The 13,416-nt window shown below is 70.3% G+C and carries 18 protein-coding genes; 14 read left to right on the top strand and 4 right to left on the bottom strand.

The genetic code is table 11. The annotated features are described in order from the left end of the window. Positions 1-4: 4 nt before the first annotated feature. Both ACFYUS_RS07145 and ACFYUS_RS07150 read left to right on the top strand, forming a co-directional pair. Entirely contained in the window at positions 5-337 is a 333-nt protein-coding gene (locus tag ACFYUS_RS07145) for a CsbD family protein (protein WP_388846781.1), read from the top strand. An 87-nt stretch (positions 338-424) separates the two neighbouring features. Then, positions 425-598, top strand: a complete 174-nt coding sequence (locus tag ACFYUS_RS07150; RefSeq protein ID WP_369142992.1) for a CsbD family protein — start codon at positions 425-427, stop codon at positions 596-598. A 111-nt stretch (positions 599-709) separates the two neighbouring features. On the opposite strand, the gene ACFYUS_RS07155 is transcribed toward ACFYUS_RS07150, so the two are convergent. Together ACFYUS_RS07155 and ACFYUS_RS07160 are read right to left on the bottom strand one after the other, a co-directional pair. Continuing rightward, positions 710-1,810: an SRPBCC family protein gene (locus ACFYUS_RS07155; protein ID WP_388846783.1), complete on the bottom strand. Its 1,101-nt coding sequence runs from the start codon at positions 1,808-1,810 to the stop codon at positions 710-712. Positions 1,811-1,813: 3 nt separating this feature from the next. After that, positions 1,814-2,830 carry a histone H1-like repetitive region-containing protein gene (locus tag ACFYUS_RS07160; protein ID WP_388846785.1) on the bottom strand — a complete coding sequence of 339 codons (1,017 nt, stop codon included), beginning with the start codon at positions 2,828-2,830 and terminating at the stop codon, positions 1,814-1,816. Positions 2,831-3,033: 203 nt separating this feature from the next. On the opposite strand from ACFYUS_RS07160, the gene ACFYUS_RS07165 reads away from it, so the two are divergent. The 11 genes from ACFYUS_RS07165 to ACFYUS_RS07215 all read left to right on the top strand — a co-directional run bounded on the left by ACFYUS_RS07165 (position 3,034) and on the right by ACFYUS_RS07215 (position 9,446). Further along, positions 3,034-3,351, top strand: coding sequence for a gas vesicle protein (locus ACFYUS_RS07165; RefSeq protein ID WP_388846787.1), 318 nt, complete (start codon positions 3,034-3,036; stop codon positions 3,349-3,351). A gap of 27 nt (positions 3,352-3,378) precedes the next feature. Beyond that, entirely contained in the window at positions 3,379-3,840 is a 462-nt protein-coding gene (locus ACFYUS_RS07170) for a gas vesicle structural protein GvpA (protein WP_388846789.1), read from the top strand. Between the two features lie 3 nt (positions 3,841-3,843). Continuing rightward, positions 3,844-4,560 (top strand): GvpL/GvpF family gas vesicle protein, encoded by a 717-nt coding sequence (locus ACFYUS_RS07175; protein ID WP_388846791.1) that lies wholly within the window; start codon positions 3,844-3,846, stop codon positions 4,558-4,560. Positions 4,561-4,590: 30 nt separating this feature from the next. After that, the gene (locus tag ACFYUS_RS07180; protein ID WP_388846793.1) at positions 4,591-4,839 is read left to right on the top strand and encodes a gas vesicle protein GvpG; all 249 of its coding nucleotides are present in this window, start codon (positions 4,591-4,593) and stop codon (positions 4,837-4,839) included. Positions 4,840-4,860: 21 nt separating this feature from the next. After that, positions 4,861-5,343, top strand: coding sequence for a gas vesicle protein GvpJ (gvpJ, locus tag ACFYUS_RS07185; RefSeq protein ID WP_388846795.1), 483 nt, complete (start codon positions 4,861-4,863; stop codon positions 5,341-5,343). After that, positions 5,340-6,230 (top strand): GvpL/GvpF family gas vesicle protein, encoded by an 891-nt coding sequence (locus ACFYUS_RS07190; RefSeq protein WP_388846797.1) that lies wholly within the window; start codon positions 5,340-5,342, stop codon positions 6,228-6,230. The genes gvpJ and ACFYUS_RS07190 overlap by 4 nt, the downstream gene beginning before the upstream one ends. Continuing rightward, positions 6,227-6,442: a gas vesicle protein gene (locus tag ACFYUS_RS07195; RefSeq protein ID WP_388846799.1), complete on the top strand. Its 216-nt coding sequence runs from the start codon at positions 6,227-6,229 to the stop codon at positions 6,440-6,442. The genes ACFYUS_RS07190 and ACFYUS_RS07195 overlap by 4 nt, the downstream gene beginning before the upstream one ends. Further along, complete coding sequence (locus tag ACFYUS_RS07200) at positions 6,439-6,858, top strand: gas vesicle protein K (RefSeq protein WP_388846801.1); 420 nt, start codon at positions 6,439-6,441, stop codon at positions 6,856-6,858. The genes ACFYUS_RS07195 and ACFYUS_RS07200 overlap by 4 nt, the downstream gene beginning before the upstream one ends. Positions 6,859-7,362: 504 nt before the next feature. Then, entirely contained in the window at positions 7,363-8,007 is a 645-nt protein-coding gene (locus ACFYUS_RS07205; RefSeq protein ID WP_388846803.1) for a hypothetical protein, read from the top strand. A gap of 202 nt (positions 8,008-8,209) precedes the next feature. Beyond that, entirely contained in the window at positions 8,210-8,572 is a 363-nt protein-coding gene (locus ACFYUS_RS07210; protein ID WP_388846805.1) for an AsnC family transcriptional regulator, read from the top strand. 85 nt (positions 8,573-8,657) lie between these two features. Further along, complete coding sequence (locus ACFYUS_RS07215) at positions 8,658-9,446, top strand: anti-sigma factor antagonist (protein ID WP_388846807.1); 789 nt, start codon at positions 8,658-8,660, stop codon at positions 9,444-9,446. Between the two features lie 241 nt (positions 9,447-9,687). Here the strand turns inward: ACFYUS_RS07215 and ACFYUS_RS07220 are convergent, their stop codons facing one another. Beyond that, on the bottom strand, positions 9,688-9,954 hold the full coding sequence (locus tag ACFYUS_RS07220; RefSeq protein ID WP_388847792.1) for a hypothetical protein: 267 nt from the start codon (positions 9,952-9,954) through the stop codon (positions 9,688-9,690). On the opposite strand from ACFYUS_RS07220, the gene ACFYUS_RS07225 reads away from it, so the two are divergent. Then, positions 9,908-10,477, top strand: a complete 570-nt coding sequence (locus ACFYUS_RS07225; protein WP_388847748.1) for a cysteine hydrolase family protein — start codon at positions 9,908-9,910, stop codon at positions 10,475-10,477. The two genes, ACFYUS_RS07220 and ACFYUS_RS07225, sit on opposite strands and share 47 nt — an antisense overlap. On the opposite strand, the gene ACFYUS_RS07230 is transcribed toward ACFYUS_RS07225, so the two are convergent. Further along, positions 10,466-12,850, bottom strand: a complete 2,385-nt coding sequence (locus ACFYUS_RS07230) for a molybdopterin oxidoreductase family protein (RefSeq protein ID WP_388847750.1) — start codon at positions 12,848-12,850, stop codon at positions 10,466-10,468. The two genes, ACFYUS_RS07225 and ACFYUS_RS07230, sit on opposite strands and share 12 nt — an antisense overlap. Between the last annotated feature and the right edge of the window lie 566 nt (positions 12,851-13,416).

Raw genomic sequence — 13,416 nt, forward strand, 5'->3', positions numbered from 1 at the left:
GGGTGTGAAGCGGCTCTTCGTGGACCTTCCGCCGGAGGAAGGCGTCGGTGTGCACGGCTTCCGGCACCTGATGCCGGGCGGCGTCGCCGAGGCCGCCGCGGCGACCGGTTACTGGCCGGAGCGGCGGGTAGGTGGTGCAGTGACTGTCCGAGAAGGGACCGACATGAGTGCCAGGGAGAAGGCCAAGGCCAAGATCGAGCAGATCACGGGCAAGGTCGTCAGGCGAGTCGCCCATGCGTCGGGCGATGACAAGACGGCGGCCAAGGGCGCCGCGCTGCAGGGCCGGGGCAAGGCCCGCCAGGCGAAGGAGAAGGGCAAGGACTTCTTCAAGCGCTGATCGGAGCATGCGCGCGGATTATCGGGGTAGTCGCCGTCATGGCCCGCTCATGAGGCGGGTCGAGGCTAGTGCGGGAAGGTGACTGTCATGGCCGGAGGGAAGAAGGCCAAGAACATGGCGCAGACCGCCAAGGGAAAGGTGAAGGAGACCACGGGCAAGGCCACCGGCAACACGAGCCTGGAGATGAAGGGCCGCGCCGAGCAGGTCGCGGGTGACGCCAAGCAGACCGCGCGGAAGGCCAAGGACACACTGAAGCACTGACCAGATGTCCGACGGCCCGGCCGATCCGGGCACTGATCAGCGCATCACCCGACTGCGGGAGGAGCGGCCGCGACGGCCTCTCCTCCTGCCGGTGTGGGGAACGGGCCGAGATCAGCGCCTGCGCCGCCGGCGACCGGTGGTGTCGTCCTCGTCCTCCTCCTCGTACTCGTCCTCCTCGTCCGCCTCTTCGTCTTCGTCCCGGTCGCCCTCCGCGTCCTCGGCGTAGCCTTCCTCGTGCTCCTCGTCGTCGGGCTCGGCGTCCTCGTACCCCTCGCCGTTCCCCTCCTCGTCCTCGTACTCCCCCTCGTCCTCGTACTCCTCCTCGTACCCCTCCTCGGGCTCCTGCCCTTCCTCGTCCTCCTCCTCGCCCGCTTCGCCGTTCTCCTGTTCCTCCTCCTCGAGGGCTTCCTCGTGCGAGCGGACCACCTCGCCGTCGCGGATCTCGCCGCGCCAGCCCTCCGGCTCGTCGTCCGTGAGGGTGACATGGCGGCGGAAGTGCTTGAGGTCGAGCCGGAGCCGACGGCCCTGGGCGCGCCACAGGTTGCCCGTCTTCTCGAAGAGGCCGGAGGGGTAGTACTCGACGGTGAGCAGGATCCGGGTGAGGGAGGGGGCGAGCTCATGGAAGCTCACACAGCCCCGAGTCGACCCCTTGGCGCCGTCGGAGGTCCATATGATGTGGTCGTCGGGTACCTGTTCCTGGACCGTGGCCTTCCAACTGCGGGTCGAGGGGCCCACCTTGACCTTCCAGTCGCTAGTGGTCTCGTCGCCCTGCGAGACGTTGCGGACGCCCTTGGCGAATCCGCTGAAATCCTCGTACTGGGTCCAGTGGTTGTAGACCCTGCGCAAGGGAGCGCCCACATCGACGGTCTCGACGATGCTGGTCATCTTCTGCGTTCCGCTCTTGCGCTTGCCCTTTCCCCCGCCGAACAGATTCGACGCGGCATCGGTGACCTTGTCCTTGAGGCCGCTGAGTGAACTCCCCACCATGGCCTTGACCGGGGAATCCCCTTGGAAGATGCGGCCACCGATGTCCGTGAGCTTGCCGCCGTTGTCGGCCACGTCGTACAGCTGGTCGGTGACCTCTCCGAGCTTGTCCGTGGCCTTCTCCGCCAACTGCCCCGTCTGGGCGACGAGGAAGTCGCCCAGCTCGCCGAGCAACCGGTCCATTCCGGATTCGGACTGCTTGTCCTGGCTGCGGCCTGTGGTTGCCATGACCTACCTCCGCGTCGACGGCTTGCGCGCCGTCGTCTTCTTCGCCGCCGGCTTGCGGGCCGTGCTCGTGCGCGCTGCGGTCTTCTTCGCCGCGGTCTTCTTGGCGGGCGCCTTCTTGGCCGGTCCCTTCTTGGCGGGGGCCTTTTTCGCGGGGGCCTTCCTGGCTGCCGTCTTCTTCGCCGCCGTCTTGCGTGCGGCCGTCTTCTTCGCCGGCCGGGCGCTGGTGGTCTTCTTCGCGGGGGCGGCTTTCTTCGCAGAGGTGGCTTTCTTCGCGGGAGCGGCCTTCTTCGCGGGCGCCTGCTCGGAGGCCGACCGCCTCCGCGTCGTGGTCTTCTTCGCCGCGGCCTTCGACGCCGGCCTCTTGGCGGCCGTCTTCTTGGCCGGCGCGGCGGTCTTCTCGTCCGTCGGGGTCGTAGAACGACTCTGAGAGGCCCTGCGCGGACGGGACTTGGAGGTTTCCTTCTCCCGTGTACGGGACGACGGACGTGAGGACCGCTGTGAGCGTGGCTTCTCCGGCTGCCGTTCCTCCTCTTCAGCCTCCTCTTCGCCCTCCTCGTCCTCCTCGTCCTCCTCGCCTTCCTCGCCTTCCTCGTCCTCCTCGGGTTCTTCCTCTGCCTCCAACTCGTCTTCCTCGTAGCCCTCGTCCTCGTCCTCGTCGTCGTAGCGGCCTTCCTCGTCCTCTCCCTCTCCCTCGTCCTTCTCTTCGCCGCTCTCGATCGCCAGCGTCCGCTCGTGGAGCGAGTCCGCGAAGTCGATGAGCTTGCGGTTGGCCGCCGCACTCAGTGCCTGGCGGCCGGCGTCCAGGGCCTCGCCCTTCAGTTGGTCGGTGATGTCGGCGACCTGAGGAATCTCCATGAGCTTGGTCAGGCCCTGGGTCGCGAGCTGTCGCGGCTCGAGACCGAAGCGCCGGCCGGCGAGGTAGGTCGCCAGGGAGAACGCGAGGCGGGCCTTCTTCGTGCGTCCCAGTACGTAGCCCCCGGCCAGTGCGGCCGCCAGGGTGAGCTTGGTCGTGTTGTCCATGGCCCCTGTCCCTTTCACCGGGCGCCTGCGGCCGCGCCGCCGCCTGGTACGGGACTCTCGCGTGGGAATGCGCGCCACCTGTACCCCCGTAAAGGACGCCCCGCTCGGGCGATGGGGAACGAGCCTGCTCTCCCGGCATGCTATTTGTCCCTATATCATGGAATTCTAGCCTCTGTCGGCTGTATGTCTCATCGGAGCGCCCTATGGCCTCAGCGGACCCCGACCGCCCTCGCCGGAAGCCCACGTCACGACGGGCGAAATCCGTCGACGCGGCTTCAGCCATGAGAGCGGCTTCCGCTCAACTCGCCACACTTCTGGGCAGACCGCCTGAGTCCGTGTCCTCGCTGAAGCCCGCTGACGAGGGGTGGGAGGCGCAGGTCGAGGTGGTGGAGCTGGAGCGCATTCCGGACACGACCAGCGTGCTGGCCAGCTACAAGGTGGTGCTCGACGAGGAAGGCGCATTGATCTCGTTCGAGCGGACTCGCCGTTACAACCGAGGAATGACCGATCGGCCGTTCTGAACCGGCTCGGCCGTGAAAGGAGGCGCCATGACCATGGTGCCGCAGAGCGGCAGTGCTCTCAACAGGGGCGGGGGCTCCACGGGCAGTCTCTACGACGTCCTGGAGCTGATATTGGACCGGGGCCTGGTGATCGACGTGTTCGTCCGGGTGTCCCTGGTCGGCATCGAGATCCTCAAGATCGACGCGCGGATCGTCGTGGCCAGCGTGGACACCTACCTCCGCTTCGCCGAGGCGTGCAACAGACTCGACCTCGAATCGGGCCGCAAGGCCCCGGCACAGCTGTCCGAGATCGTGGGGGACATGACGGAGGGCGGGGCCCGCGGCAAGTCCAAGGGGGCGCTCACCGGAGCGGTCGACGCGGTGAAGGAGTCACTGACCGGGAAGTCCCGTGACGCCGAGGAATCGGACGAGGAGGAGGCGGAGGAGGAGCCCGCTCCCCGACGTCGGCGGCCCGCGACCCGACGCACGGCGCACCGGGAGAAGGAGTGACCCATGGCCCTCTACGTCTACGCGATCGTCGCGGAGAACCACCCCGCCTCCGTCGAGGGCCTGTCCGGCGTGGGCTCGGAACCGGCGCCCGTGCGCGTCCTCTCTTCCGGGCGCGTCCGTGCCGTGGTCAGCGCCGTCTCCGAGGAGATCCGGCCCAAGCGGCGTGATCTGCTGATCCACCAGGAAGTGCAGGAACGCCTCATGAAGGGCGGGCCCGTCCTGCCCCTGCAGTTCGGCTACACCGCCCCCGACGAGTCGACGGTCGAGGAGGTGCTCCGCAGGGACGCCGACAGCTACCTCGCCGACCTGGAGCGGCTCGAGGGCTGCGTCGAGTACCACGTGCGCGCTTCCCAGGAGGAGGAGAAGCTCCTGCGCCGGATCCTGCGGGAGACCCCCGAGGCGCAGGAGCTGAACGAGCGGATCCGCTCCGGGGAGGAGGACCCGCAGCTGCCGCTGGCCCTCGGTCAGCTGGTGGCCGCGCAGGTAAGCGAACGACAGGAGGCCCTGGCGTCCGGACTGATCGAAGCACTGGTGCCGTTCGCCCGGGAGCACAGAGTCCGGCAGCCGTCGGGCGATGATCTCCTCAACCTCTCGCTGCTGGTCCCCGACGACCGGAAGCAGGACTTCCTGACGGCGCAGGCGAACCTCGCCCAGGAGATCGAGGACGACGTCGAGCTCCGGATCAGCGGCCCGCTGCCGCCGTACAGCTTCGTGCAGTGACCGAACGCCCCCGGGAAGGAGGGCACGAGGATGGGCCTGGTGACGTACCTGCTCACGCTCCCCCTCGCACCGGTCCGCGGTGTCGTCTGGGTCGCCGAGAGGGTGGCCGAGAAGGCGGAGGAGGAGTACTACGACCCCGCTCCCGTCCGCCGGGAGCTCGCGGACCTGGAGGGCCGGCTCGTAGAAGGGGAGATCGATCAGGAAACCTTCGACGAACGCGAGGACGAGCTGCTCGACCGGCTGGACGAGATCGCGGCCCATCGACAGCGGATGCAATGACCGGAAGACGAGGCCAGCACCGTGTCTGATCCCCTGCCCGAACGCTTCGGGCACCTCCCCTCCCGAGCGACGCCGGCGCCCTATGGCCAGGGTTCCTCCGCGAACCTCGCGGACATCCTCGAACGCGTCCTGGACAAGGGCATCGTCATCGCCGGGGACATCCGCATCAACCTGCTCGACATCGAGCTGTTGACCATCAAACTGCGGATCCTGGTCGCCTCTGTGGACAAGGCGAAGGAGATGGGCATCGATTGGTGGGAGTACGACCCCTCGCTCTCGTCGAGACACAGCGGCGACCCGTTGGCGGAGGAGAACCGCCGACTGCGCGCGGAACTGGAGGAGTTGCGGCGCGAGGCCGTGACCCCCGGGGACGCCCGGCGGCGGCGCGCATCCCGGTCGCAGGAGCGCGAGACGGACACGTCCGGTGAGGCGGCCACACCGCCGGACACCGCCGGGGAACCGGATGACCCCGCTGCGCGACCACCCCGAAGGCGCGGAGAATGAACGGTCACGACGGCCTGACCTACGTCTATGCCGCGGCTCCCGACACACGGCGACTGCGCGCCGAGCTCGTCGGCGTCCGCGGAGTGTCGGGGGCGCCCGTCTCCCTCCTCGGCCTGCTCGGCGAGAGCGAGAACGAGCGAGTGCCGGACGGCACCCCCCGTACGAGCGGCCCGAAGGACGCCGTCGCGTTCGTCATCAGCCGCGTCGCGCCCCACGAATTCGACGAACGGGCACTGAAGCGGCGCTTCGAGGACCTGGAGTGGCTGGAGGGCGTCGCACGGGCCCACAACGAGGTCGTCCAGACGATCGCCCGCCACCACACCGTCCTGCCGCTGCGCCTGGCCACCGTCTACCAGAACGACGACCGGGCCCGCCGGGCCCTCGTCGCCCAGCGGCCCGCCCTCGCCGAGCGGATCGCCCTGCTCCGAGGCCAGAGCGAATTCGGAGTCAAGCTGTACGTGTCCTCCGCGGCGCCCTCGGAGGGGCAGCGCGGAGAAGCGGTCGCCGACTCCGGGGACACCGCCGGGCTCAGCCCCGGGAAGGCGTACCTGCGCCGGCGCCGCGCACAGCACAGCGCCCAGGAGAGCCGCTACCTGCACGCCCGACAGGCCGCCGAACGGATCGAGGCGCTCGCCTCCCGGTTCACCCCCCACCGCGTGCGGCACCCCGCCCAGCGCGGAGCCCTGGCGGGGCCCGACGAGAACGTCCTCAACGACGCCTACCTCGTCCCGGACGAACGGGCCGACGCGTTCCGCGCGGCACTCACCACGGTGACGCAGGACATCGACGGCGTACGCATCGAGGTCACCGGGCCATGGGCCCCGTATTCCTTCGCCATGCCGCCGCCGCGCCGGCCGGACGCAGACGGGGCCGGGCGGGCGCCATGACCACGGCCCGGCCCGTCGAAGCGCTGCCCGAACGCCAGGTCGCCCTGGTCGACCTGCTCGACAGGCTGCTCAGTGGGGGCGTGGTCCTCTCCGGCGACATCGTCCTGTCGATCGCCGACATCGACCTCGTGCGCATCTCGCTCCGCGCCCTGATCGTGTCCGTCGGCACCGAGGCGGACCCGCTGGCACCGGCCGACCGGGGGCCGACGTGAGCGAGACCGGTCCGACACCCGGGGAAGGGAAGACCTCCCCGGACACCTCGCCCGCCCTGCCCGACGTCGCGGCCGGCCTGGGCGACGCGTTCCGCCTCCTCCAGGCGCCGTCCCCCTCCGCAGACGAGCCCTCGCCTCCCGCGCGCCGGATCCGGACCGGCCGCGAGACGGTGGAGGAGGATCTCCTCAAGCTCGTCCTCACGATCGTGGAGCTCCTGCGCCAGCTCATCGAGAGGCAGGCGTTGCGGCGCGTGGACGCCGGCGACCTCACCGACGACCAGGAAGAGGAGCTGGGCGCGACCCTGATGGCCCTGCACGACGCCCTGTCCGATCTCTGCGCCGAGCACGGCTACACGCTGGACGACCTCAACCTGGACCTCGGCCCGCTGGGCCCGCTGCTGCCGCGCGAAGGGTGACGTCTTCACGCGCATGAAGAGGCGGCCCGCGGGCATACGCCGAACGGGCGCCGCCGTCCGGCCTCCCCCCCTCCGGATGGCGGCGCTCCCCGTTCGCGGGCCTGGGGACGGTCACATCGTCCCGCCCTCGTGCCCCGACTCGCCCGCGCCCGCGTCCGGGCCCTCGCCCTCGCGGAGGCCTTCGAGGAAGGCCGAGACCGCCTTCGGGGCCGTACTCGTACGGAAGGAGCCCAGCCGAGTTCGTCCGCTCGATGCCGCAGAGAGAGGCGCCGGCGGTGTCGTCGCGTACCCGCCGCCAGTCGATCCGCTCGCGCGGTCGGCGTGCCACCGGCAACGTCTGGGCGCGGGCCAGGAGTTCGGCCGCGACCGGCCGACCTCGCCGCCATCGCCGAGGTCTGCCACCGGCGCGGCGCCCCGTCATCGTCGACGAGGCAGGGGAGCCCATCTGCCCTTCCATCCCGGCCTGCCGGCCTGCCGACCTGGGCCAGGGACGTCGGCGCGGACGTGTGCGTCACCTCGGTGCACAAGACGGGCTCCGGGCTCGAACAGAGCTCGGTCTTCCACCTCCAGGGCGGACCTGGTGGCCCCGAAGTGCTCAGGGGTCGTGAGGACCTGCCGGGAACCACCAGCCCCTCCGTCCTCGTGTACGCGGCCCTCGACGGATGGCGGCGCCAGATGGCCGAGCAGGGCAAGGCCCTCTACGACGACGCCCTCGCCCTCGCCGCCCGGGTCCGCGAACGGATCTCCCGCATCGACGGCCTCCACGTCCACGACCGCGCCGACTTCTGCGGCCCCGGAAAAGCCTTCGACCTCGATCCCCTCCAGATCATCATCGACATCAGCGCCTGCCGGGTCACCGGCTACCGGGCCGCCGACTGGCTGCGCCGGAGCCACGGCGTCAACCTCCACGTCTCCGATCACCGCCGCATCAGCGCCCAGCCCACCCACGCCGACGACGACCGCACCGCCGGCACGTTGATCGCCGCATTCTCGGACCTCGCCCTCCACGCACCTCAACTGCGCACTGGACAAACGGTGTACGTTCCCGCACCCCGCCGAGACGCTCACCCCTGCCCGCCCGGCATGGTCGTACCCGATGCCGTCGACACCGACGTGACCGGCATCAGGGGCCTGCGCGAGGAGAGGTGAACGGGCCCGCGGGCGAAGCAGCAGCCACTCGCGGAGCACGGAGCACGGAGCACGGAGCACGGAGCACGGAGCACGGAGCACGGAGATCGCCGAGCACGGAGCACGGAGATCGCCGAGCAGCGCCTCAAGAGGTGCGGCATGGAAAGTACGCACTGCGATTCCGGTCTAGCGAAACCTGAATTAAATTTCGTATAATTCGGACATGGAACCGATGGAGCATCGGACCAGCTGGACGTTCGTCACGAACCACGCCCGGATCCTCGCCATGGTCCTCGAGGACCCGGAGACGCGGCTGCGGGACATGGCCGTGACCTGCCGTATCACCGAACGCGCGGCTCAGGCCATCGTCGCGAATCTGGAGAGCGCCGGATACCTCACACGGGTACGCCACGGCCGCCGCAATCACTACGAGGTGACTTCCGGGGCGCCCTTCCGTCATCCGGCCGAGGGATATCAGCCGATCACGGACTTCCTGCGGCTGTTGGTCGACCTGAACCGACGGGCAGAGGGGGCCGGGCGTCCTCCCGTGGACGGCGACCACCATGAACGCGACTCGCGCGGCTGATCCGCACACAGCGGGCGGGGCGCGCCGTGTCGGTGTCACTGCCAGGTTTTCCCCCACGTATCGGAGCGCTGAAGGGAGCAAGGCCATGACCTCTGATCCCCGACTCCCGCACGCGGGGGCGGATCATGCCGACAGCGTCCTGTCCGTGGTCGTCGAACAGGGGCCCCGGCGGGTGCTGGCCCGAGTGAGGGGCGAGATCGACATGGACGACGCCGACCACCTGCGCGAGGACCTCACCGCAGCGCTGTCCGGCGGCCGCGGGGGACTCGACGTCGATCTGGCCGCCGTCACCTTCTGCGACAGTTCCGGTCTGCACGTCCTGCTGGACCTGAACCGGCAGGCCCTGCAGGAGGGGAAAACCCTCGTCCTCACCGCACTCAGCCGCCCCGTGGCACGCCTGCTGCGGCTCACCGGGGCCGAGCAGGTGCTCACCGTCCACGGCTGGCCCGCGAACGCCGAGGGCCTGCGGATCACGGTGAGGCGCTACGGGCCGACGATGCACCTCGCTCCCGCGGGTGAGCTCCGCATGGCCACCCGATCCGCTCTTGACGATGTGCAGGCCGCTCTCGACGGCGTGGACGTGGTGGCCTGCGACATGCGCGACCTGGTCTTCCTCGATGTGGGGGGTCTGCAGGGCCTGCTCGATTTCGTCCGTCGGCTGGACGCGGACGGCATCGCGTTCTTCGCCTATGACTGGCAGCCCCAGCCGCGCCAGACCCTGGACCTCGCCGACGAGGTGAACCCGCCCGCCGACACCGGCAGGCCCACGCGGCTGCTGCGTCGTCTGCAGGACTTCGCCACCGCCGCGCGCATGGCCGGAGCAGCCAGAGCCCGGAAGGACGTCCCGAGCCGGGCCGCGTTGCCGCCGCGTTAGGCCCGCCGCTGAGATGTCAGAGCGCTGGAGAGGGGCCGGCGCGGGAGGTCAGGCGCCGTCGCCCCCACCAGGATCGATGGGGGCGGGCCTGCCCGTGGAGGTGACCGCGCCGGCCGCCGGCGCGGTCACCGAGCCGTATGCGGCGGGGCCGAAGCACCGGACCTCCGCCGAGGCGGGAGACCGCTTGCTCGGCCACCGTGCCGTCCTCGCCGTCGAAGGTCCCTGCCCTGCTGACTCATGCCTACGACGAAGCCGAGGGGCGATGCACCCGGTCAGTCGGATGCATGATGAACGGCGCGTACCGCAGGTGACGGCAGCCATGCCGCAACCCGGTCGGCCCGTCGGCGCCCTGCTCCGTCGAGCAGGGAAAGCCCGCGTCGGCCCGGTTCGCCGGCGCATCGCCGACCGGCGCGCTCGCCACGGCGATTGGCACCTCGTGGCGTGGGCAGGCGCTTGGCGTGATGCAGCGCGACGGGAGGGGAGGGACGGCACTCATCGTGATCGACATGCTGAACACCTATGAGCATGAGGATGCCGAGGTGCTGGTGCGGTCCGTCCGCGAAGTCCTTCCGGGCGTCGGGACGCTGCTCGAGCGGGCTCGGGAGGCCCGTGCGCCGGTCGTCTACGTGAACGACAATTTCGGCCGCTGGCGTTCGCATCACGGCGAGCTCCTCGAAGCCGCCCTCGCGGGCCGCCACGGCGACCTGGTCGAGCCGGTCGCACCGGACGAGGAGGCCCTCTTCGTCGTCAAGGCGCGGCACTCCGTCTTCTTCGAGACGCCCCTGGCCTACCTGTTGGGCCAGCTCGGGGTCCAGCGGGTGGTGCTGTGCGGGCAGGTGACCGAGCAGTGCGTGCTCTACTCGGCCCTCGACGCCCACATCCGGCACCTCGACGTCGTCGTGGCCCTCGACGCGGTCGCGCACATCGACGCCGGCCTCGCCGAGGCGGCCCTGCGCATGATGGAACGCAATATGGCGGCCGAACTCCGCCCCAGCGGCGAGATCACCTTCGCCGACGCCTCATCGGACTGACGCCGGAGGGTACGGCGCCGGCGGAGCCGTCGCCCGTTCGACGAGGGCCAGGGCGGCTGCGGCGGTTTTGAACTGCGGCTGTTTGGAGACGGGGTCCCAGACGGTGGCGATCATCTCGTTCGCGGCACGTCCCGCAGCCCCCGGGGCGGGGGCGTTGCCGGCCGGGGTGTCCCAGTACCCGTAGTGGAAGGGCACGAACAGGACGCCCGGACGGACGGAGCCGATGCGCAGCCGTCCGCGGAGCGCACCGTGCCGCGTGGTGACCTCGACGAGGTCGCCTTCCGCCAGCCCGAGGCGGGTCGCGTCGACGGCCGCGACCTGCACCCACACGTCGGGCGCCGCGTCGGCGAGTCGGGGGACCCGGCCCGTCTTGGTGCGGGTGTGGAAGTGGTAGAGGGTGCGTCCGGTGGTCAGCTGGAAGGGGTGGTCCTCGTCGGGCCATTCCTTCGGCGGGATGTAGGGGGCGGGTCTGATGAGCGCCTTCCCGTCAGGGTTCGTCGACCGGTACCAGTCCTCGCCCAGCGGCTCGCCGGTCACCAGGTCCTTGCCGTACGTCTCACACAGGTCCGGGTGGGCCCAGGTCACGCCGTCGCCGTAGAGGCGGTCCGTGCCGTCGGGGGCGTGCTCGGTGCACGGCCACTGGATGCCGCTCGGGCCGCGGAGCTTCTCGTAGCTGAGACCGGTGTAGTCACAGGGACGGCCGGCACTGCACCGCTTCCACGCCTCGAAAGCCTCTTCCGGGCCGCTCCAGTGGACGAGGCGGCCGCCGTCCTTGTCCTCGAAGCCCATGCGGGCCGCGTAGTCGAGGAAGATGTCGAGGTCCGGACGGGCCTCGCCGGGCGGATCGACGGCCTTCTCGGACAGGTGGACGGTGCGGTCGGCGTTGGTGAAGGCGCCCGTCTTCTCGCCCCACGTCGCCGCGGGCAGCACCACGTCGGCGAATTGCGCCGTCTCGGTCAGGAACAGGTCCTGGACGACCGTGAACAGGTCCTTCCGGGAGAGGACGGAGCGGATCCGCGCCAGTTCGGGCAGGGACACGGCCGGATTGGTGGCGCTGATCCACAGCATCCGTACCGTGCCCTGCTCCGCCGATCGGAAGATCTTCATGGCATGGGTGGGCGGCGCGTCGTGGGGGATGGCCGACGGTTCCACGTTCCAGACCCGCGCGAGGTCGGCCACGTGGTCCTCGTTCTGCCAGTTGCGGAAGCCCGGCAGGTCCCCGTCGGCTCCGCACTCGCGGGTGTTCTCGGCGGAGGGCTGCCCGTTCATCTGCAGGACCCCCGCGCCGGGACGGCCGAGCATGCCGCGGATCAGGTGCAGGTTGTTGACCTGGACGGCCGCGGCCGTCGCCTGGTTGGCCTGGTAGAACCCCTGCAGCACGGTCGACAGCAGCCGGTCGGCGGTGCCGAGCAGTTCGGCGGCCTCCTCGATCGCGGCCGCCGGTACGTCGCAGATGCCGGCGGCCCACCGGGGCGTGCACGGTTCGACCTGCTCGCGCAGGGCGTCGAATCCGACCGTGCGGTGGGCGATGAATCCGGGGTCGGTCCAGCCGTGCCGGACGACCTCGTGCAGCAGGGCGTCGAGCAGCGCCACGTTGGTCCCGAGCCGGGGCGCGAGGTGTACGGTCGCCCGGCGCGCCACCGGGGTGAGCCGCGGGTCCACGCACAGCAGACGGGGCGGGTGGGGACCGTCCAGCCGGTCCAGGATCCGCATCCACTGGACGGCCTGCGTCTCGGCGATGTTGTGCCCGAACAGGGCGATCGCATCCGCCTGGTCGATGTCCTCGTACGAGCCGGGCTGGCCGTCGCTGCCGAAGGACTCCTTCAGCGCCTCCGCCGCCGTCGCCGTGCACAGGCGGGTGTTGCCGTCCAGATGGGGGGTGCCGATACCGGCCCGGGCGAGGACGGCCAGCGTGTAGTACTCCTCCAGGAAGAGCTGCCCGGAGGTGTAGAACGCGACCGCCTCCGGACCGTGGGCACCGATGAGCTCCCGCGACCTGGTGACGACGCGCCCCATCGCCGTGGGCCAGTCGCTTTCGACCAGGCGCCCGCCCTCGCGGACCAGCGGCCGGGTCAGCCGGTCCGGAGAGTCGTTGGCCTGCCACGCGTACAGGTCCTTCGGCTCCAGCCGGCCCCGGTTGACGCGGTCGCCGGCCCGGCCGCGGACCCCGACGATCCGCCCGTCCCGGACGGCGATGTCCATCGCGTCACCGTCGGAATGCAGGAGCGAAGCCGCCCGCACCCACCCGTCGACCTCCTCCTCGGTCACTCCCTCGGCCAGGCAGGAGTCCGTGCGCACGGGCCACTGGTCACCCCGGCCGTACGGAGTGCGACCGCCCCACGGGTCGGCGATCCGCCCGCCGGACACATCCACCGGATTCCGCCTCACAGCCGCTCCTCTCCACCGCCCGGCGCCGTCGGCGCCGGACCCCCCCGATGCGGCGCCTACCCGGAGCACACCACCTGACACGGCTCGCGCCAGGCATGACATGTGCGCCGTCCGCGCGCTGGACGGCGAGACACATCGGCCCGGAGCGGCGGTGATCACGGATGCCCTGCGGGGGAGCGCTGCGTAGGCTGGTAAAGGTGTCGGAGTGGAATCGGGGCAGGCGGGGGACGCCCTTCGCCGACCGCCCTGCGACGTGCCGAGGAAGCAGATGAAACAGCCCTTGACCTGCAAAAACGCAGTCATGGAGCCTATGTTCAGGAGTGCCTCGATGATACGAACGATGTTCAGGTCCAACAGTTAGTGTGTGGACGTCTGCACAAGTCAGGTAGCTGCCGCCAAGGCTGAGGTCGGCAAACGGTCGGCATCGGGCCGGCCGGCGATTCGAGTCCGGCGGCTCTCATGAGCTCGTCCCGTCATGCGCGTCTTCGGGCGGAGTGGCAGCGTGGGGAGCAGCTGAGACCCGGACGTGCGGGGATGGCCTGGATGAATGC

The sequence above is a fragment of the Streptomyces sp. NPDC004284 genome, assembly GCF_042874035.1.
Taxonomy (GTDB): domain Bacteria; phylum Actinomycetota; class Actinomycetes; order Streptomycetales; family Streptomycetaceae; genus Streptomyces.

Coding starts and splice junctions, on each gene's coding strand:
- ACFYUS_RS07150 (WP_369142992.1), top strand. CDS start 425: ATGGCCGGAGGGAAGAAGGCCAAGAACATGGCGCAGACCGCCAAGGGA.
- ACFYUS_RS07155 (WP_388846783.1), bottom strand. CDS start 1,810: ATGGCAACCACAGGCCGCAGCCAGGACAAGCAGTCCGAATCCGGAATG.
- ACFYUS_RS07160 (WP_388846785.1), bottom strand. CDS start 2,830: ATGGACAACACGACCAAGCTCACCCTGGCGGCCGCACTGGCCGGGGGC.
- ACFYUS_RS07165 (WP_388846787.1), top strand. CDS start 3,034: ATGGCCTCAGCGGACCCCGACCGCCCTCGCCGGAAGCCCACGTCACGA.
- ACFYUS_RS07170 (WP_388846789.1), top strand. CDS start 3,379: ATGACCATGGTGCCGCAGAGCGGCAGTGCTCTCAACAGGGGCGGGGGC.
- ACFYUS_RS07175 (WP_388846791.1), top strand. CDS start 3,844: ATGGCCCTCTACGTCTACGCGATCGTCGCGGAGAACCACCCCGCCTCC.
- ACFYUS_RS07180 (WP_388846793.1), top strand. CDS start 4,591: ATGGGCCTGGTGACGTACCTGCTCACGCTCCCCCTCGCACCGGTCCGC.
- ACFYUS_RS07190 (WP_388846797.1), top strand. CDS start 5,340: ATGAACGGTCACGACGGCCTGACCTACGTCTATGCCGCGGCTCCCGAC.
- ACFYUS_RS07195 (WP_388846799.1), top strand. CDS start 6,227: ATGACCACGGCCCGGCCCGTCGAAGCGCTGCCCGAACGCCAGGTCGCC.
- ACFYUS_RS07210 (WP_388846805.1), top strand. CDS start 8,210: ATGGAACCGATGGAGCATCGGACCAGCTGGACGTTCGTCACGAACCAC.
- ACFYUS_RS07215 (WP_388846807.1), top strand. CDS start 8,658: ATGACCTCTGATCCCCGACTCCCGCACGCGGGGGCGGATCATGCCGAC.
- ACFYUS_RS07225 (WP_388847748.1), top strand. CDS start 9,908: ATGCAGCGCGACGGGAGGGGAGGGACGGCACTCATCGTGATCGACATG.
- ACFYUS_RS07220 (WP_388847792.1), bottom strand. CDS start 9,954: ATGTCGATCACGATGAGTGCCGTCCCTCCCCTCCCGTCGCGCTGCATC.